General features: G+C 43.7%; 17 protein-coding genes. 8 read left to right on the top strand and 9 right to left on the bottom strand.

All coding sequences use genetic code 11. The features are described 5' to 3' along the window. Window positions 1–55: 55 nt before the first annotated feature. A complete protein-coding gene (locus tag B9Y67_RS01135) occupies window positions 56–1,213 on the bottom strand; it encodes an acyl-CoA dehydrogenase family protein (protein ID WP_085504965.1) in 1,158 nt (385 codons plus the stop codon). 203 nt (window positions 1,214–1,416) lie between these two features. Here B9Y67_RS01135 and B9Y67_RS01130 point away from each other — a divergent pair, with 203 nt between their 5' ends. Beyond that, entirely contained in the window at window positions 1,417–2,142 is a 726-nt protein-coding gene (locus B9Y67_RS01130; protein WP_085504964.1) for a YqcI/YcgG family protein, read from the top strand. 142 nt (window positions 2,143–2,284) lie between these two features. Next, window positions 2,285–2,704 (top strand): VOC family protein, encoded by a 420-nt coding sequence (locus B9Y67_RS01125; protein ID WP_085504963.1) that lies wholly within the window; start codon window positions 2,285–2,287, stop codon window positions 2,702–2,704. Between the two features lie 253 nt (window positions 2,705–2,957). Here the strand turns inward: B9Y67_RS01125 and B9Y67_RS01120 are convergent, their stop codons facing one another. Continuing rightward, complete coding sequence (locus B9Y67_RS01120) at window positions 2,958–3,974, bottom strand: STAS domain-containing protein (RefSeq protein WP_085504962.1); 1,017 nt, start codon at window positions 3,972–3,974, stop codon at window positions 2,958–2,960. A gap of 248 nt (window positions 3,975–4,222) precedes the next feature. On the opposite strand from B9Y67_RS01120, the gene B9Y67_RS01115 reads away from it, so the two are divergent. From B9Y67_RS01115 to B9Y67_RS01105, 3 genes are all read left to right on the top strand, one after another. Then, window positions 4,223–4,330 (top strand): YjcZ family sporulation protein, encoded by a 108-nt coding sequence (locus tag B9Y67_RS01115; protein WP_085504961.1) that lies wholly within the window; start codon window positions 4,223–4,225, stop codon window positions 4,328–4,330. A 129-nt stretch (window positions 4,331–4,459) separates the two neighbouring features. Continuing rightward, on the top strand, window positions 4,460–4,708 hold the full coding sequence (locus B9Y67_RS01110; RefSeq protein ID WP_085504960.1) for a hypothetical protein: 249 nt from the start codon (window positions 4,460–4,462) through the stop codon (window positions 4,706–4,708). A 111-nt stretch (window positions 4,709–4,819) separates the two neighbouring features. Then, window positions 4,820–5,449 (top strand): LysE family transporter, encoded by a 630-nt coding sequence (locus B9Y67_RS01105; RefSeq protein WP_085505101.1) that lies wholly within the window; start codon window positions 4,820–4,822, stop codon window positions 5,447–5,449. Between the two features lie 32 nt (window positions 5,450–5,481). On the opposite strand, the gene B9Y67_RS01100 is transcribed toward B9Y67_RS01105, so the two are convergent. Beyond that, complete coding sequence (locus B9Y67_RS01100; RefSeq protein ID WP_085504959.1) at window positions 5,482–6,843, bottom strand: amino acid permease; 1,362 nt, start codon at window positions 6,841–6,843, stop codon at window positions 5,482–5,484. Between the two features lie 128 nt (window positions 6,844–6,971). Between B9Y67_RS01100 and B9Y67_RS01095 the strand changes: the two genes are divergently transcribed. Then, entirely contained in the window at window positions 6,972–8,105 is a 1,134-nt protein-coding gene (locus B9Y67_RS01095; protein WP_085504958.1) for a zinc-dependent alcohol dehydrogenase, read from the top strand. Between the two features lie 34 nt (window positions 8,106–8,139). Next, window positions 8,140–8,313 carry a hypothetical protein gene (locus tag B9Y67_RS20530; protein WP_176223879.1) on the top strand — a complete coding sequence of 58 codons (174 nt, stop codon included), beginning with the start codon at window positions 8,140–8,142 and terminating at the stop codon, window positions 8,311–8,313. A gap of 27 nt (window positions 8,314–8,340) precedes the next feature. Here the strand turns inward: B9Y67_RS20530 and B9Y67_RS01090 are convergent, their stop codons facing one another. From B9Y67_RS01090 to B9Y67_RS20520, 3 genes are all read right to left on the bottom strand, one after another. Beyond that, window positions 8,341–9,270 (bottom strand): ComEC/Rec2 family competence protein, encoded by a 930-nt coding sequence (locus B9Y67_RS01090; RefSeq protein WP_176223878.1) that lies wholly within the window; start codon window positions 9,268–9,270, stop codon window positions 8,341–8,343. 357 nt (window positions 9,271–9,627) lie between these two features. Further along, window positions 9,628–9,765: a hypothetical protein gene (locus B9Y67_RS20525; RefSeq protein WP_176223877.1), complete on the bottom strand. Its 138-nt coding sequence runs from the start codon at window positions 9,763–9,765 to the stop codon at window positions 9,628–9,630. A gap of 319 nt (window positions 9,766–10,084) precedes the next feature. Then, window positions 10,085–10,225, bottom strand: coding sequence for a hypothetical protein (locus tag B9Y67_RS20520; protein ID WP_157620104.1), 141 nt, complete (start codon window positions 10,223–10,225; stop codon window positions 10,085–10,087). A 314-nt stretch (window positions 10,226–10,539) separates the two neighbouring features. On the opposite strand from B9Y67_RS20520, the gene B9Y67_RS01085 reads away from it, so the two are divergent. Continuing rightward, on the top strand, window positions 10,540–11,166 hold the full coding sequence (locus B9Y67_RS01085; protein WP_085504956.1) for a flavodoxin family protein: 627 nt from the start codon (window positions 10,540–10,542) through the stop codon (window positions 11,164–11,166). A gap of 322 nt (window positions 11,167–11,488) precedes the next feature. Here B9Y67_RS01085 and B9Y67_RS01080 read toward each other — a convergent pair whose 3' ends face one another. The 3 genes from B9Y67_RS01080 to B9Y67_RS01070 are packed head-to-tail and all read right to left on the bottom strand — an operon-like array spanning window position 11,489 to window position 17,013. Continuing rightward, window positions 11,489–12,634, bottom strand: a complete 1,146-nt coding sequence (locus B9Y67_RS01080; RefSeq protein ID WP_085504955.1) for a glycerate kinase family protein — start codon at window positions 12,632–12,634, stop codon at window positions 11,489–11,491. A 15-nt stretch (window positions 12,635–12,649) separates the two neighbouring features. After that, window positions 12,650–14,344 (bottom strand): alpha-amylase family glycosyl hydrolase, encoded by a 1,695-nt coding sequence (locus tag B9Y67_RS01075; RefSeq protein WP_085504954.1) that lies wholly within the window; start codon window positions 14,342–14,344, stop codon window positions 12,650–12,652. A 17-nt stretch (window positions 14,345–14,361) separates the two neighbouring features. Beyond that, complete coding sequence (locus tag B9Y67_RS01070; RefSeq protein ID WP_085504953.1) at window positions 14,362–17,013, bottom strand: glycoside hydrolase family 38 N-terminal domain-containing protein; 2,652 nt, start codon at window positions 17,011–17,013, stop codon at window positions 14,362–14,364. Window positions 17,014–17,043: the final 30 nt, after the last annotated feature.

Here is a 17,043-nt window from a genome sequence, read left to right as displayed (position 1 = left end):
TTAGTATTTAGCCCTCATCCTTACAATATCCCTTTTTAACTGATCACCTTAATTATTAATCGAACGCTTGATCAGCAAGCATGTTGAAAACAGCATCATCCATCGGAGGGTTATGCAGTCCGGCACGGACATCCCGGTAATACTTTTCAAATGAATAGTGTTTGGAAAGCCCCCGGCCGCCGGCAATTCTCATAGCAAGGTCAACAACTTCGTTTGCTGTGTTAGTTGCTGTCACTTTCACTGCCGCCAGTTCTGCCTGGAGCTGTTTCCTATTTTCCGGTTCCTGGTCCCACTTCTCGGCGATGGCGTACATAAAATAGCGTGCGTGCATCAGTTTCCATTCTATCTCTCCGATTTTTTGCTTGATATGGGGAACCTCAGCAATCGGGTGATCAAGACTGTTCGGTTGAAATTCTTTGGCAAACTTGATTGCATCATTGCGGGCAGCAATTGCAATCCCTAAATAACAGGCAGGAATGTGCAATAACCAGCCTTTAGGGACAGTGGACTTTTGGCTGGCACGTTCCACGAGCCGATCCTCCTTCACCGATACGTTATCCAGGACAAGGTCGTCACTTCCGGTACCTCTCATGCCAAGTGTATCCCATGTGTGGTCCACGCTGACCCCTTTCCTTCCTTGCTCAATCAAAAACCAGCCGACCTCGTTCAGTTCTTCCACATACGCCGAGACAATATAATAATCTAAAGAATCCGCCATTGTCGTAAACGTCTTTCTCCCATTAATGATATAACGGTCCCCATTACGTACCGCACGTGTTTCCGGCATCCCGCCTCGTGTCGGGCTTCCTGTTGCCGGCTCTGAGGCAGCCCGGTTCAACACTTTCTGCTCTGCAGCGATTTCAGCCGCTACCTCTTCAAACATCTTTGAATCCCACAACTGTTCATCTCTTAGTTCCATCAGGATTCCGAGATGCCATCCCACCGACAAAGCGACCGATCCATCACCTGCTGCCAGCCTCTCCTGCATTAGTACAAATTCGTATAGCGACAGGTTTTCTCCACCAAGTCGATCTGGAAGCGACAAAGAAAAATAGTTTTCCTTCTTCAGGTCAGCTAAGTTTTGTTTAGAAAACGATGCTTCCTGATCAGACACTGTGCTACGTTTCTTTACTTTTTCAGCTAAAGTATCTGCCTTTGTGTATAATCGATGCTGACGATTATTTTTAATCAGAGGTTGATATAATTTTTTCATCCACTCACCCTAACAATCCAATATTAATTAAAAGCTTACTAGAACAGTCGGAATTATGCGAATGATTTACTAAACTCATTCTTTCTTTACCATTCCATCCTTCTCATAATTCATCTGGTCCAAAAAGTACCAGGGCATTATTTGTTTTCGTTTTAGTCAGATAGGGAAAATGTTAGTCAATGTACTGGAAAGGAGTCACGAGTATGAACAACAACAGCTACCTGTTAAAGAAAGAAGAGATGAATGATCGTACGATTGTACCGGATTGGCTTCCAAAAGAATATGAAACATTCCATAAAATTGTTACTGACAAGACATTCCCTTGCTACTTCGGAATGGGAGCAGAAAAAAAAGGAGAGCTTCGCTACTCATTTCTGAACCATGATGATTGGTCCCATCTCCCCAATACAGTAGAGGATTTCCTGAAATTATTCGAAGAACCTCCATTTATCCGACATGGTTTCTTCTTATTTGTAGAACCGGAGCAAGAAGGAAAGTCGATTGAATATTATCGTGAATATTTCTGGGACATATTGAATTATTTAAATGACAACGACAAAGAACCTTGGCCGGTCGATTATCCTACTGACCCGGATCATCACTTATGGGCCTTCTCATTTTCAAGAGAACCATTCTTCGTTTTTGGAAATTCACCTGCCTACAAACAAAGAAAAACACGGAATTTAGGAAACTCTCTCGTACTCGGCTTCCAGCCACGAAAAATCTTCGAAGGCCTGGAAGGAACCAGCAAAGGAGGAATCATGTCCCGTGAAAAAGTGCGGGAACGAGTAGAAAATTGGGATCAATTACCGAAACATCCGGATATCAGCCACTATGGCGACCCCACCCACCACGAATGGAAACAATACTTCATCGGGGATGATGTAAAACCTATCACCGGTAAATGTCCATTCCACCAAAACAAATAAAACCACACAGACGCCTGGCTTTCAGGCGTCTTATTTTGTTCTTAAAGAAAATTCAACTTTATAACTCACTTTAAAAAGCAGGAAATCCTGTCTTTTCAGCGAAATTAATTTATAATCCAATCCTTCCAAAGGAGATGTTCATTTGTTTAAAATCAGTAGTATCTTCATTCCTGTATCGAACCTTAAGGAATCAATGAGATGGTATCAAGAAAACTTAGGAGCCATATTCGTGGATAGCTGGGATTTTGGAGGTCGCGGGGCCGGATTCATTTTTGAAAAAGGAGATGCCCAGATGGGACTCGTTGAAGTGGAAACCCCCCAGCCCACGGAATTCGAAGTAGTAAAAGGAAAAAAGAACAGCTACTATAACTTTCTTGCAGATGATATCCACCAGGCTCACCAAATGCTATATCAAAAAGGGGTCGTTGTCAGCAAAATTGAAGACTTTGGCGGGATGACGGCTTTTGAATTCTTAGACCCTGACGGTAACCCTTTCAGTGTGGTCAACGAAGTGGAAGGTTCTAAGTTTCATAAAACTAACCTTGAAAAGCTGAAACAATAAATCACCAGCATTTAAAAGAGTCAAATATAAAAATCGCCCCTCATCCGAGGAGCGATTGTTTTATTACATCGTCGTTCTTTTGCTTCTACGTTTGTTCATGAACTTTCGAATCATTGGATAGATGATTGGTGCATATTTGATAAATCTTCTGATAAGTCTACCCATTATTTTCACCTCATTTTGATTGATTTCGTGCTTGTTCTTTGCTTACCCGGCCAAAGCGGAAATCAAACAAAAGGTGATTTTAGCTCACTTAAACGATTCGCCGTCCATTCTGGGCAAGAGCATAATGGATGCCGTGCTGTAAGTTCTGAAAACATTCGAATTTGGATAAATCAATTTCTGTTTGAGAGATGATCCTCCCTAATTCTGCAGAGATGCCGACAATAATTACTTTCGTACCAATTAAACTCGCTGCGGTACCCATCTTCTCAATCAAACTTGCCGTGTATTTGGTAAGGTCGTTATCCAGTCCGGTCAAGTCCAGGACCAAATAGGATGCTTTATGCTCCGGCAGGTTTGTGAGTGTCTTTGTAATCAGCTCGTCCGCCCGCTCCTCGTCATAACGGCCCAGCAAAGGAACAACTACGATACCTTCCAATACTGGAATGATAGGAGAAGATAAGGTTTTGACCAGCTCTTTCAAATCCCGTGTCTTATCTTCGACCAGTCCTTCCAGGTACACAATTTGCTCCGCTTCTTTCCGGCGGGCTAAATCATGGATATTATGCTCGATGTCCACTTCTGCCGGGAAGTACTCGATAAGTGTACAATCGTGCCCTTCTAATTGAGAATACTGTACTTCATACCACATGGTCCTTCCAAAAAGTCCACTGAATATCCCCGCATAATGAGCGGGAAGAAAAGAACCTCGCTTTTCTTTCCCTTGTGCTTTATTGATTTTATGCTCCCAATCATTGGTCAGTCTGACTTCCAATGTTAGGTTTTCTTTATCAACATTTTCTATAAGGGCCTTCCCCCAGCCAGCTGATGCATATGTATTCGGCAATATTTCTGCCACTTGGTCAATTCCTACCTCTTTCCTGTTAAAGTAGTCACCTACTACAGAGCCCTGACGGAAGCCTGTACTCTCCATAACTAAATTTGCAGCTTCTTCCCCTGATACTTCTTCAATCGTATCAAAAAAAGACTTCATCGCGGAGGAAATCCAAAAAAGAACGGCATCCTCGTTTTCAAATAGAAAGCGTCCTTCTTCCAGCTCCCAGGAAAAACCCAGACCGCCGACGTTGATATTAGGCTTTTTTTCCAAACTGCATCCCCCTTCGTTTTTCTAGATGGTGTCTGCTTCTTTTATACTGCCTCTATCATACCTTTTTTTTCACTCAAATGATTCCCTATTGGCTAGATTCCACAAATTTCTTAACTTTCGATTGATCCCTGCAGTTATTCAAACGTTTGACCAAACTAGTTACTTTTGACAAAAAATCACCAAAAACAGGCATATACCCAGTACATTCATCGTATTTCAACATATACAAATAGAAAGGAGGTGCTTTTATGAGTAAAGGCTACGGCGGCGGTTTCGCGTTATTAGTCGTACTATTCATTCTATTGATCATTATTGGAGCATCCTACGTAGGAGGAGGCAGAGGCTGGGGTTATTAATCCCCTCCCCCTGTTGAAAGGAAAGTCCATGCGGTAAATCCGTGTGGGCTTTTGGCTTTTATAGGATACATATACCGGGGATAAAACAATAACGATCAGACAAATTAATATCAAAAAGGAGGATAAGACATGAACGATCAACGAGATTTTCATTCTGTCATGAATCAGCTTAACCAGGCAAAGCGAGCAGTAGAAAGAGCTCAGGAAGATCAAAGCGGCTTTACAGAAGCACAGCAGCAGGTGAAACAGGCAGAGGAAATGCTGCATGAAGCAACGCAGAACCCTTCCGCATTCAGAGGGATTGGCAATCATGAAATGCAGCGGGCTTCTGATTTATTGCGTTTAATCGAAGAAACCAATCAGGCGAATAACCGATAACTCTATCAGCACATCGTACAAGGACGATGTGCTTTTTATTTTTGTCCTACTCCTCGATGCACATGCATACACATGGTACAAGCTATGACCTACGGAAGAGGAGTGAAAATGTTGGGTGTTTTTTTCAGTTATATTTTTCTTGGTTTATCACTAGCAGCACCGCTTGGCCCGCTCAATGCTGCTCAAATTAATCAAGGAATCAAAAATGGTTTTGTGCATTCCTGGCTCATCGGGCTGGGAGCAATTGTTGCTGAAATTTGCTTTATCACCGCTGTCTTTTTTGGTGTGGTCCATTTTTTAGAAATTCCCTTCATGAAAACATTCTTATGGTCATTCGGTGCCTTTGTCCTCCTGTATACAGGATTTGAAAGCATCGCCAGCTCCCAAACGATTGAAATGGATAATAGCCGCCAGAAAGATTCCTTAGCTAAAACATTCTCCACCGGTTTTTTGATCGCTATTACAAATCCATTATCGATTCTATTCTGGCTTGGAATTTACGGATCCATATTAGCAAACACCATTAACCGATACGACCAGATTCACTTGGTTTTATATGGTGGTGCCATTTTATTAGGATTGATGCTATGGGATGTTACCATGGCAATCATTTCGAGTGGATTCAGACGAGCACTCACCCCCCGCACACTAAAACGCATTTCCGTCCTCTCCGGGTTAAGCTTGGTTGGATTTGCTTTTTATTTTGCTATGAAGGCCGTTAAAATGTTATTTCACATTTAAGCGAAACACCTCGCCTTCTTTATCTTCAAAGGCTATTGCGAATAAGTGACTAAAGTAGTATGGGAACCAAAATAGATCAGGAAGGCTCTTCCTTCCATTTTTTTCTCATCAACGAGCGCGATTACGACTAAAAATAACAGACTGATGAAAAAACCGATCCTGCTTGATCCATCTATTAATGTCCCACTGACGGCTGCCGCAATCAATAGAAACCCCATCCATCGCTTAATTTTTGCGGGACCAGGCAAGTCCATTAATTTATTATAAGAAAACAAAATGAATATCCAAGTATAAAGCAGCATCAAACCGGCAGCTGTTGTCAAATATTCATATACTTTTTCAGGCAGCAGCAAAGCGACCACAATGGAAGCGATGAGGCCAGTAATAGTTAAGACCAAGGCATGGTATGGAACGCCTCGTTTTCCGGTTTTGGCAAAAAAAGCAGGGGCATCTTTATCCTCGGCAAGTGTGGAAAGAATAGTGGTAATGGCGTATAACGATGCAACCATCGTTGAAAATCCCCCTATAATTAAGGCACCATTGAACACATGCGGAACAAAAGCCAAATCATACTTAGCTAAAGCGGTAATGAACGGGCTCTCATCGGGATTGAATTTGTCCCAGGAAACGAGGAAAACCGCTAACCCCAAAGACGCCACATAAATAACGGCAAGCAGTACAAGCATCACCTTTCCCGATTTCGGAGCTTCCTTGGGCTCTTTCAATTCGTTTGCCATAATACCCATGACTTCGATTCCGCCGAAAGCATAAAAGGCATAAATCAACGCTGCCCATAAACCCGTCACACCCGCTGGAAACAAACCTTCTCCACTCCATTCAAAAGTACGCTCTGGCCTTCCTCCATCCAGTGTCCCAGTCACCGCTAACACCGCTATGATAATGAACATGACAATTGCCGCTGTCTTGACGACTGCAAAAATATTCTCAAACCGTTCAAACCCGGAAACCCCGGTAATGATAACCCCAATGCCAAGAACGCCGAAGATAGCTGATAATAGCCATAACGGCATACCTGGAAACCAATACTTAGAAAAGATAGCCAGCGCCGTCAGCTGACTCCCCATAATCAGTAGTTCAGAGGTCCAGTATACCCAGCCAGTACTGAAGCCCGCCCACCTGCCATAAGCTTTCTTGGCATAGGTACGAAAAGAACCCTTTTCTGGATGCTCTGCCGTCATCCTTGCCAGGGCATCATATACAATATATGTCCCTGCAGCAGCCAGTAGAAAAGTAAAAATAGCTGCAGGACCTCCTTGCTTGATTGCTAAAGCGGAACCAAGAAAAAATCCCGTCCCAATCGTGCACCCTACTCCAATCAGAGTCAGCTGCCACCATGGTATCTTTTTATGTGAATCCCCTTGATTTTTATCCATGTCAAGAGCTCCTTTCATCCGCCTTAGTTTTAACCCCTCTGGTCAAAAACATTCCAACTGTCTCCCATACATAACAAACAGTAAAATAGGCTATCTTAACATGTAGAAAAGCAATTCAAGGAGGAATTATGAAAGCAGTCACCTATCAAGGCAAACATTCCGTTAATGTGAAAAAAGTAGACTTTCCTACGATTCAGGATCCCCAGGATGTGATAATTAAAATTACCTCTACGGCCATATGCGGGTCAGATTTACATCTATACCAGGGGAACTTCCCGCTGCCAATCGGGTATATCATCGGGCACGAGCCGATGGGAATTGTAGAAGAGGTTGGCAAAGAAGTGACGAAAGTGAAAAAAGGGGACCGTGTCATCATTCCGTTTACAGTTGCATGTGGTTCATGCCCTTATTGCAACAACCACCAGGAAAGCCAATGTGATAACGCCAATCCTCATTACGATTCAGGTGGGTACTTGGGGTATTCCGAGAAGTTCGGCAACTACCCAGGCGGACAGGCAGAATATTTACGGGTACCGTTCGGGAATTACACTCCTTTTCTCGTGCCAGACGATTGTGAACTGGATGATGATTCTCTGTTATTTTTATCAGATGTTCTCCCTACCGCCTACTGGAGTGTAGAAAATGCCGGAGTAAAGCAGGGAGATACTGTTATTGTACTAGGCTGTGGGCCAGTCGGACTGATGGCTCAGAAATTCGCCTGGCAAAAAGGAGCGGCACGGGTAATAGCGGTAGATTACCTGCCTTACCGGTTAAACCATTCCAAACTTGTCAATAAAACAGAAACCTTTGATTTTACCGCCCATAAAGACATGGGAGAGGTTTTGAAGGAAGTTACGAAAGGCGGAGCCGATGTGGTGATCGATTGTGTCGGTATGGATGGGAAAAAGTCGCCTCTGGAATTTACTGCACAAAAGTTAAAGCTGCAGGGTGGCACACTCGGACCTATTCAAATCGCCACGAAAGCAGTAAAGAAATGCGGAACTGTCCAAATAACAGGGGTCTACGGCGGACTTTATAATATGTTTCCGCTGGGTGCTTTTTTCTCACGTAATATTACCCTTAAAACGGGTCAGGCTCATGCAAGGTCTTTTATGGGAAGACTATACGACCAGATCGTGGCAGGTGAAATCGACCCGACGGATATCATCACCCATCGCCTTCCACTGGATGATGCTTCCCATGGATATAAAATTTTCAATGGTAAAAAAGATGATTGTATCAAAGTAGTTCTCCGGCCTTAAGGGCACTCAAATAGCTGACAAGGAGGTCATTTCAATGGATCGAAGCAGAATATGTAAAGCATGTGATGGAGAAGGATTATTGATGGATGATGAGGAATGGAAGTATACTTGCAGTGTCTGTGGGGGAAGCGGCGTCATGACACTTAGTAAAAGCCCCGAACCTGACGAGCATATGGATGTGGATGAAATGAATCGAATTCTAGAATAATCAAAAGCCCGGATGCTCATCCGGGCTTTATTCCTGTTTAGGTCCTGGGGCAAAACCAGGGTCATAGGGATCTGCTTTTATTTCATAACCCTCTGTATCGATGGAAACGACGATATCTCCTGACTCAGCTGTAGAATACAAGGCAGTCCCTAAGTGATATAGCCTGGCAACAACCTTATTTACCGGGTGTCCGTAATCATTGGCTTGGTCGTACGAGAAAACGGCAGCTTCCGGATTGACCGCATCCACAAACGCCTGCGAGTTGCTTGTAGCTGAACCATGGTGTGCGACCTTTAATATTTCAGAACGAAGATCATAGCGTTTAATCAGTTTTTTCTCATTTTTTTCATCTGTGTCGCTCGTCAAAAGAATATCGATCTCTCCATAACTTACCTTTAATACGATAGATGCCGGGTTGTTTTCCTCGGCTTCCCGATCTACATGAAGAACTTTTACCTCGACATCCGGATCCAGTTGGAGTTTTTGCCCCTTTTCCGCTACTTTAAAAGGAATCTGCTGTACAGCAATCAGCTTCAAATACTCCGCATACGTATTCGTCGTATGCGTTTTCCCGCTGTCTAACAGACTTGTTACGTGCATTTTCGTAAACACTTCTAAAAAACCACCGATATGATCGATATCAGGATGTGTGGAAACAACCTGGTCGATGACGGTGACCCCTTGCTTTTTAAGATACTGAACGACCTTCTTTCCGGCGTTTCGATCACCTGCATCCACGAGCATCGTTTTGCCGTTAGGAAATTTAATATAGATGCTATCTCCTTGCTCTACATCAATAAAGTGCACTTCCAGATGCTGCTCCTCTGCTTCAGCCTCAAGAAAACCATCATGGTATGCAGCGGCCCCTATTGTTAATGGCTCAGGTGTCGAAAAACCCAGGCAAAACAACAGAATAAGCAAACAAGCAGCACGGTTTTTATAGAAATGGCATCGCACTACCTGACCTCCCCTTCCTAAATGGATATGTGTCTGGTTAGTTTCTGTAGTTTGGCCTGAATTACACTGACTTTATTGCTTACCATATGTAGAAGCACTATCCAACATAATTTTTGGACATTAAAAAAAGAATCCCTCTTTCCACTTAGAGTGAGAAGGATTCTGCTCAACTGTTTGATACAACTAAAAACATAGGAATTAAATGGGCATATACTCCATAACGTAGTGAAATGTTTATCATCCTCAATTCCGATTTGATTGCATCACAGCAAGCTATGATGCTTGGCTGATGACTGCCTCTAAGTCATCCCCATGAAATAGTTGATCCTGTTTTATTAAATTTTCAGCGCCAAAGACTTACTTCTTTTTAGAAAACATCGTTACTTTTCCGTTCTTTTTCTGAGCTTGTTGTTTTTGTTCTGGCTGCTCTTTGAAAGCTTGATTTTTCATATCTTGCTCTAGCAGCTCACGGCCTTTGGTAAACAGGATCGTCACTTTTCAACCCTCCTTTACTATTGAGTGTACTAGGCGATTCCCCGTGTGCACATGTTAAAACTTAAAATTATATTCCATTTTTTAGTCGGATTTAAAATACGAAAAAGACCTTTACAGAAAGGTTTCCTGCAAAGGTCTTTATAATGCAATGTCAACCGCAAACATAGGATTGATCTACGTTCATGCGTATTCTCTATCAGTCTTGCCACCATCATCAGACTTTTTCTGACTGTAATTGATGACCTGCTGCGTCTTATCCCATGTTTCGTTGATCCTGCCTTTATTCACTTTTCCAAAGACCAAGCCTTCAATTTACGGCTTACTTACGCTTTTTCGCAAAAGACAAAAACTTACCACTACGAGTTTTCGCTGGACTGTTTTTTTCTGGTTTTTCCTTGAACGCCTGGTTCTTTGCATCTTCTTCAAACAGTTCCCGGCCTTTGGTAAACAGGATCGTCACAGCAGCTCACCCTCCTTTTAAAAATGTATTAGGAGATTCCCTTTTTGGACTTCGTTTCAAGTCAATGGGCAATTACCTAACCAGGCTCATAAAGACTGAAGCACTTTCTTAATTTTCAGAAGATTGAGGGTTCAATCAATTCCAAGTGCTTTATCTTTATTTAATGCAAATTTACCACGGCAGAGGAATATAACGCAATCCCAAACTTATAGGTATTTATTACCAGATTGATGACAGATTACGACAGAGAAAAAAACAAAGGATTTATCTATTATAATTCGGGAAAAAGACAAGTACATAAAGGAGTGGATACAATGACTGAACTGAAAGCTTTAATCTTGAATGCATCCTTTAAAACTAGTGACGAAGAGCCTTCCAATACGGAAGCACTCTCCAATGAATTGACAGAGATATTCGATAAAAAAGAAGTCGCCCACGAAACCGTACGGCTCGCTGACTACGCCATCAAATTTGGAGTCAGTGACGACCTCGGGGAAGGCGATGAATGGCCGAAGATTTTTGAAAAAATCAAGGAAGCCGATATTCTTGTTCTTGCTACCCCGGTGTGGGCTGGAGAAAAAAGCAGTCTTGCCAAACTGGCAATTGAACGAATTAATGGAGGGGCCTCCGTCACAAATGAAAAAGGGCAATCAATTTACTATAATAAAGTAGCCGGAACAGTGGTGACGGGTAACGAAGATGGTGCCAAAAAAGCAGCCGGTTCCATCCTCTTCTCTCTAGCTCACTTTGGTTTCAATATTCCACCGAATGCCGATGCATACTGGGTTGGAGAAGCAGGTCCAGGCCCCTCCTATATCGAAGCCAACGGCATCGAAAATGACTTTACCCGCAGTAATATTACGATGGAAGCTTATAACCTGATCCATTTAGCCAGGATATTGAAACAGAATCCAATCCCCGCAGAAGGAAACGTGATGTGAACTTCACACGCAAAAAACACTTGGTTTGATAGCCAAGTGTTTTTACATTTCCTATAAAATTAATCCACTATACTGTATGACAAGTTTCGAGAATTTCATGCGCGTTATGACCGGCTGGGAAAATGGCGATTTCGAAAATCTTATATGAGGAGGGGCGACGGGGAAGGGTGAGACTCCCGCGGGAGAAGGGGCTAGGCGAGATCCCACAGGGCGCAGCCCGAGGAAGCTTGCCAGGTCCCCGCAGGAAAGCGAATCCTTCCCCTTTGCCCCTAACTCTTACAAACATCTCGAAATCAAATAGCACTTATCGCTTATCTAGTTATTAACAAAAGAGACTTGCTTTCCAAAGGCGCATGATCTGTTCGGTTGTCTGGGTGATTTGTTGTGCGGCGATCTCAGGATTCATAGCATCTTCCAGACTTCTCGGGCCAGTCTGAATGGAGAAGACAGCATCAATCATATCATGAAGTTCAAATATATCTTCTCCCACGGTTCCTGCGATGGCAACCACTGACTTCCCGTGTTTTTTCGCCATCCTGGCTACATTTACCGGAACTTTTCCATATAACGATTGCGCATCAAGACTGCCTTCTCCCGTGATAACCAAGTCACTCGAGCTAATTTTTTCTTCCAGATCGGTAAGTGCCGCAATAATATCAAAGCCTGACTTCAACTCTGCACCTAATACACCGGCAAGCGCACCTCCAAGTCCTCCCGCAGCACCCGCACCAGGGATATGCTGTACATCACGTCCATACTTTTCTTGTATTGATTTCGCCAGCTGCTGAAGTCCATGGTCAAGTTCAGGCACCTGCTCTGCTGTAGCACCCTTTTGAGGGCCATAAATATAGGCAGCCCCTTGAGTACCATAAAAGGGATTAGTAACATCAGTAGCTGCTATGAATTGACAGGCAGCCAGTCCGGCAAGCTTATTTTCATCCGTAATATGAACGGCTTCCGTCAGCACATTGCGATTGACTCCAAGAATGTCACCAGTGGCATTCAAAAACTGAAAACCTAAGGCCTGGAGCATACCCGTTCCGCCGTCCGTCGTGGCACTGCCTCCCAAGGATATCATGATGGTTTTATATCCCCGTTCGACCGCATCTTTTATTTGCTCACCCAATCCATACGAATTCAATTCATAGGGGTCTGCAGTTTCCTTATGAATTAACGGCAGACCTGTACTGCGTGCGCACTCAATAAAAGCGGTCTCCTCACCGTCTTGTTGCAATGTGATATAACTCGTATGGACGGTTTCTCCAGACGGTCCGGTAACCGTAACAGGAATTTCCTGAACACCCAGGGAGGATAATGCCTCAATCGAACCTTCTCCTCCGTCAGCCATAGGAACGGAAATCATTTCCGCATCCGGGAATACCCTTTTTACCCCTGATCCAGCGGCCTGACCTACCTCATAAGCTGACAGTGATCCCTTAAAAGAATCGGGAGCGATCAATACTTTCATACCATCCCTACTTTCTTAATCCGCAAGTATCCATACAAACTCATATTCACCCAACGTAACTCTATCCGTAACAGCCTTATTCGTGAGTAATTCGTGTCCAGAGAATGGAAGATGGACTATTTCCGGTTCTTTCCCAGTATTCACTGCGAAGAATATTTTTTCTCCAGTATCTTCATTATAACGGACCAATCCAAAAGCCTGATCAGACAGGTCGACCACTTCCTGTGAAGCATAAGGCGAGAAGGCACTTTGCTGCTTGCGGATACCAATCATTTGCTTCAGACCGTTAAAAATCCCGCGTCTTCTAGGGTCTTCATGCAGTTCCTGCTTAATATCCTGATAGGCTAACTTTTCACGGTTGATTCGGCGTGGTATGCCTGATTCTTCCATCCCTGCCGTATCGTTAGACGAGCCAAGTAGAGAATGATAATAAATCGCCGGCACACCAATGAATGATAATAAAATGGCGTGTGCAGCCAGCGTCTTACGGATAACCTTCTCCAGTTCATCATCTTCCCCCTGATTGATAAGTGCATCCGTATAGTTGATGTTCAACTCGTAAACAGATTGACTGCCATCCGGGTTGCTTTTATAAGAAACCTCTCCTCCATTTTCCAGTACTTTGTCCACCAGCATCTGTTTTTCCTCTTCGGTAAGGATGCCCTCTGTCGGCCTCATCCCAATACCGTCATGACTGGCAAGGAAGTTAAAGTACGTAGCCTGATCAGAGACTTTCGTTATGGTTTTCGCCCATTCGGTCAGGTGGCGGGTATTGTGAGTCGTAAAACTATACAGCACTAATGGCGGCAAAGAGAACTGATACACCATATTGGCTTCATCTGTCCCATTACCAAAATAACTGATATTTTCCTGGTGAGGGACATTCGTCTCCGTGATGATCTGTACATTCGGTTTAAAATAGCTGACAATCGTATTCCAAAGCTTGATGATTTCATGAGCCTGCGGTAAATGAATACACGTCGTGCCCGACTCCTTCCAAATAAAGCCGATCGCGTCGAGTCGAATACTTGTCGCACCCTCATTCAAGAAATCTAACAGGACATCCGTCATTTCCATCAGGGCAGGGAAATGTTTGAAATTGACATCCACCTGGTCTTTACTGAAGGTAGTCCAGGCCGTCTTCACTCCTGTTTCCCCTTCATATTCATGGAACAATGGGGACGTACGTGGACGGACTACATTACTCATATCAAAAGTTTCGTCCTCTGGAATGAAAAATCCTTCAAAGTCAGGATTACCAGCCAAATATTTTTGAAACCATTCACTGGATTGGGAGATGTGATTGGCTACAAAATCAAACATCATCCGGTAGTCACGTGAGAAACTTCTTATGTTTTCCCAGCTGCCAAGTTCCGGATTAATCTTCCGATAGTCTGTAACGGAAAATCCATCATCTGAAGTGTAAGGGAACATAGGAAGCAGGTGTACATCGGTAATGGCTTCGCCCGCTTCTTCTTTCAGGAACTGATGAAGCACAGGAAGGGTCGGTCGATCATTATCGTAGATGCTGTCCCCATACGCAATCAAATAAATGTTCTCTTCGGTTAAAGGAGTGGGAGTTCCCCACTCCTTTCCTTCCCAATTTTCGATGAAGGTACGGAATTCATTGGTGTATTCCGGATGGTATTCGTTTTGATAAATCTTCTTTAAATGATCCTCAATCAGTTGGATTAATTGTTCTTTATGCATAGCTGGCATACTCCTTTTCAGGAAAGTTTGACGGTTTGAAAAGATTTTGGTGCGATGGCAACCGTCGAAGCAGTTATTTTTTCGTCTTTTTCTTCGGCCAGGTTCGTCAACTGCTGATCGAGCAGGTAGTCACTGGCCAATGTGACCGTTTCCTCTTTATCCGATGGATTGAATAACCGGACTATGATGGCATCATCGTCATGTGCCTTTTTGACAGCACTGATAAATACATTTGGATTGTCAATAGCAGCAAGCTCATGGCTGTCTGGAAGTTCGCTGATCGGATAAGGTATTTCAAACCTGTCCAATCGTTCTTCAAACGTATTAAGATTTTGTTTCTGATAGGATACATATCTGTCATTATAGTGATCGGCTAACCGGAATAGTGCTGCTTCCTCTACATTTTCGTTTTCCATATAGAGGGCATAATCAAACGTCATTCTTCCGGTCATCTGTGCGTCCGGGGTAGTGACTACTTTGTTATTGATGCCTGATGCCCGGCCCGGTCTCCAGAGCAGATCATCTCTTCCTAATAAACCGACACTACGGAATAAGGTCAATGCCAGCTGACCGGACTCAGCTATTACTTCATATTCCTTGATTCCTTTTGTAAAGGCAGTCAAATGACCTTCGGCACTCTCTACACCAGCAAATTGCTCTACGGTATAAATCGGGACTGGCGCCTCTTTATATCCTTGCTCCCTCCACGTTTCCATCCGAGGGTTAGTTACCGGCCGTTCGATGATACTATAACCCTGGTCTCCGAATGATGTTTCTGCATCCTTCACCGGTGTTTGAATCAAAGCACGAAGGCGATGATCCCTGGCCTGGTTATCCATCTCGTGATGGATGCGGATAAGGTCTTCCCCTTTACGAAGTTCAATAGTGGAATACACTGTCAATGGACGTTTTTCCTGGTTATCCTTTCGTTCCTGAAGATCAGCAGGTACGGCGGCCTGGTGCATGACAATCATTTGCTGAACTAATGATGACTTTTCAATATGAATCAATTCTGCTTCGTCTAAGAGGATGGGCTCATCTTTTGGAAGCGGAGAAAAGTCATAAGAGTCACCAGCATCCGCGACATTTTCAAATTGCAGGAAGTTTTCCATGGTCAAGTCGGATCGCTTATCTTTTAGAATCAATTTTCCTTGGTTGTTGCAAGTCACCTGGCAGTTATCGTTCTCGATTGTTGTCCCATTATCTGGCTGCAGCCGTGCGATCCCAGTCCCCTGTTTCACTCGCAAGGTGGTATAGCCTAGTCCAGGGATTTCAGCCTGGTCAACAAGTAATTGAGAACGGTAGTAGCCCGGGATTTCCACTTCCTTATCACCTTCAGCTGTTACAACGATTTTCTTTCCACCACTCAGATACTCTTGCTCCGTGACCGTCACTGGCAGTTCTTGTCCATCCATTGTCTGTAATGTGAAATCTTTTTCTTTTGTAAAAACAGTGGTTTCTACAGCTCCATGATAAGGTTTCAGGTTCGTATTAAACACCACCACAATATCGTCTTCTTTCAGTTTACTGGCGATTGCATGGGTCAGCTGCTTCTTAATCAAGTTCAACAGTCCGTCTGCCTGACGGTTTATTTTTTCCAAACGGTGCATGATGTCCTTATTCGTATCATCCGAGTTGCACCCGCCGATACTATCGTGAGCATGAACATCGAAGAGGTTTTTCCACATGATATCCAGCCATTCCTGAGGGTAACGAAGCCCTAAGTGTTTTCCGATAACGGCTAATGGTTCTAATTGGTTGATCATTTTATGCTCGACGAAACTGTTCCATTGCTTGATATCATAACGTTGAGACCGGATCGTATTATGAATACGGGAATTCTCCGTGCCAATCAGTTCACCGGTAATGGTATGGTCGAAATCGCCTTCCTCCCAGGTATCTTCCATGAAGGTTTCATAATCGGACAGCACGTAGTCATACTGCTCATCCTGTGCATTCAACTGTTGAATCGTCTCCGGGAAATGCTCGCGTACCAGAACCTGGTCCCCGCCAGCAGGAAGAAGCAGGTTATCTGTATCCTTGTTCATTTTCGCTAACTTTTCGAGCATCGGCTGCAGCCGTTCCTGATGGAATTCTTTCTCCGCATTCAAAAACTTACCAGGTCCATAGCCAAGCGGGATAAGGTTTGCTTTCACCGATTTTCCATCTGGAGATTTCCAAAGAAAATTAGTATTTCCGTCTAATTGGTCGGAATAGATGCCTCGCTGCAAAATAGCATAATCGATGTCGAAATCATGAAACAGCGCTGGGAGATAGGTATTTTGACCAAAGATATCAGGCAGGTAGCCGACATTCATACTATGGCCCATCGTTTCTGTCCCCTTCACGCCATAAAGCAGGTTCCTCACCAGTGATTCCTTATGGACGAGCAGGGAATCCGCCTGGGTATACCATGGGCCGACAAAAATTCGCTTTTGTTCGATCAGGCGCGTGAGACGTTCTTTGTTATCCGGTCTTACTTTCAAGTACTCATCAACAATAGACATTTGCGCGTCAAAGACATAGCCGTGGTATTCTTCATGTTGCTCGAGTAATTCAAGCAGATGATCAAGGTTTTCTGCTAATAGGATATTTGAATCTTCTATGGTGAAATACCATTCCCTGTCCCAGTGGGAATGAGGAACGACATAGACACGTTTCTTAGACATAACGAATCCTCCAATATAACAGTATGTTCG

This window comes from Thalassobacillus devorans (assembly GCF_900176565.1).
GTDB lineage: Bacteria > Bacillota > Bacilli > Bacillales > Halobacillaceae > Thalassobacillus > Thalassobacillus devorans_A.
Note: the sequence above shows the minus strand (reverse complement) of the source record. Positions and strands in the feature narration are given on the sequence as shown.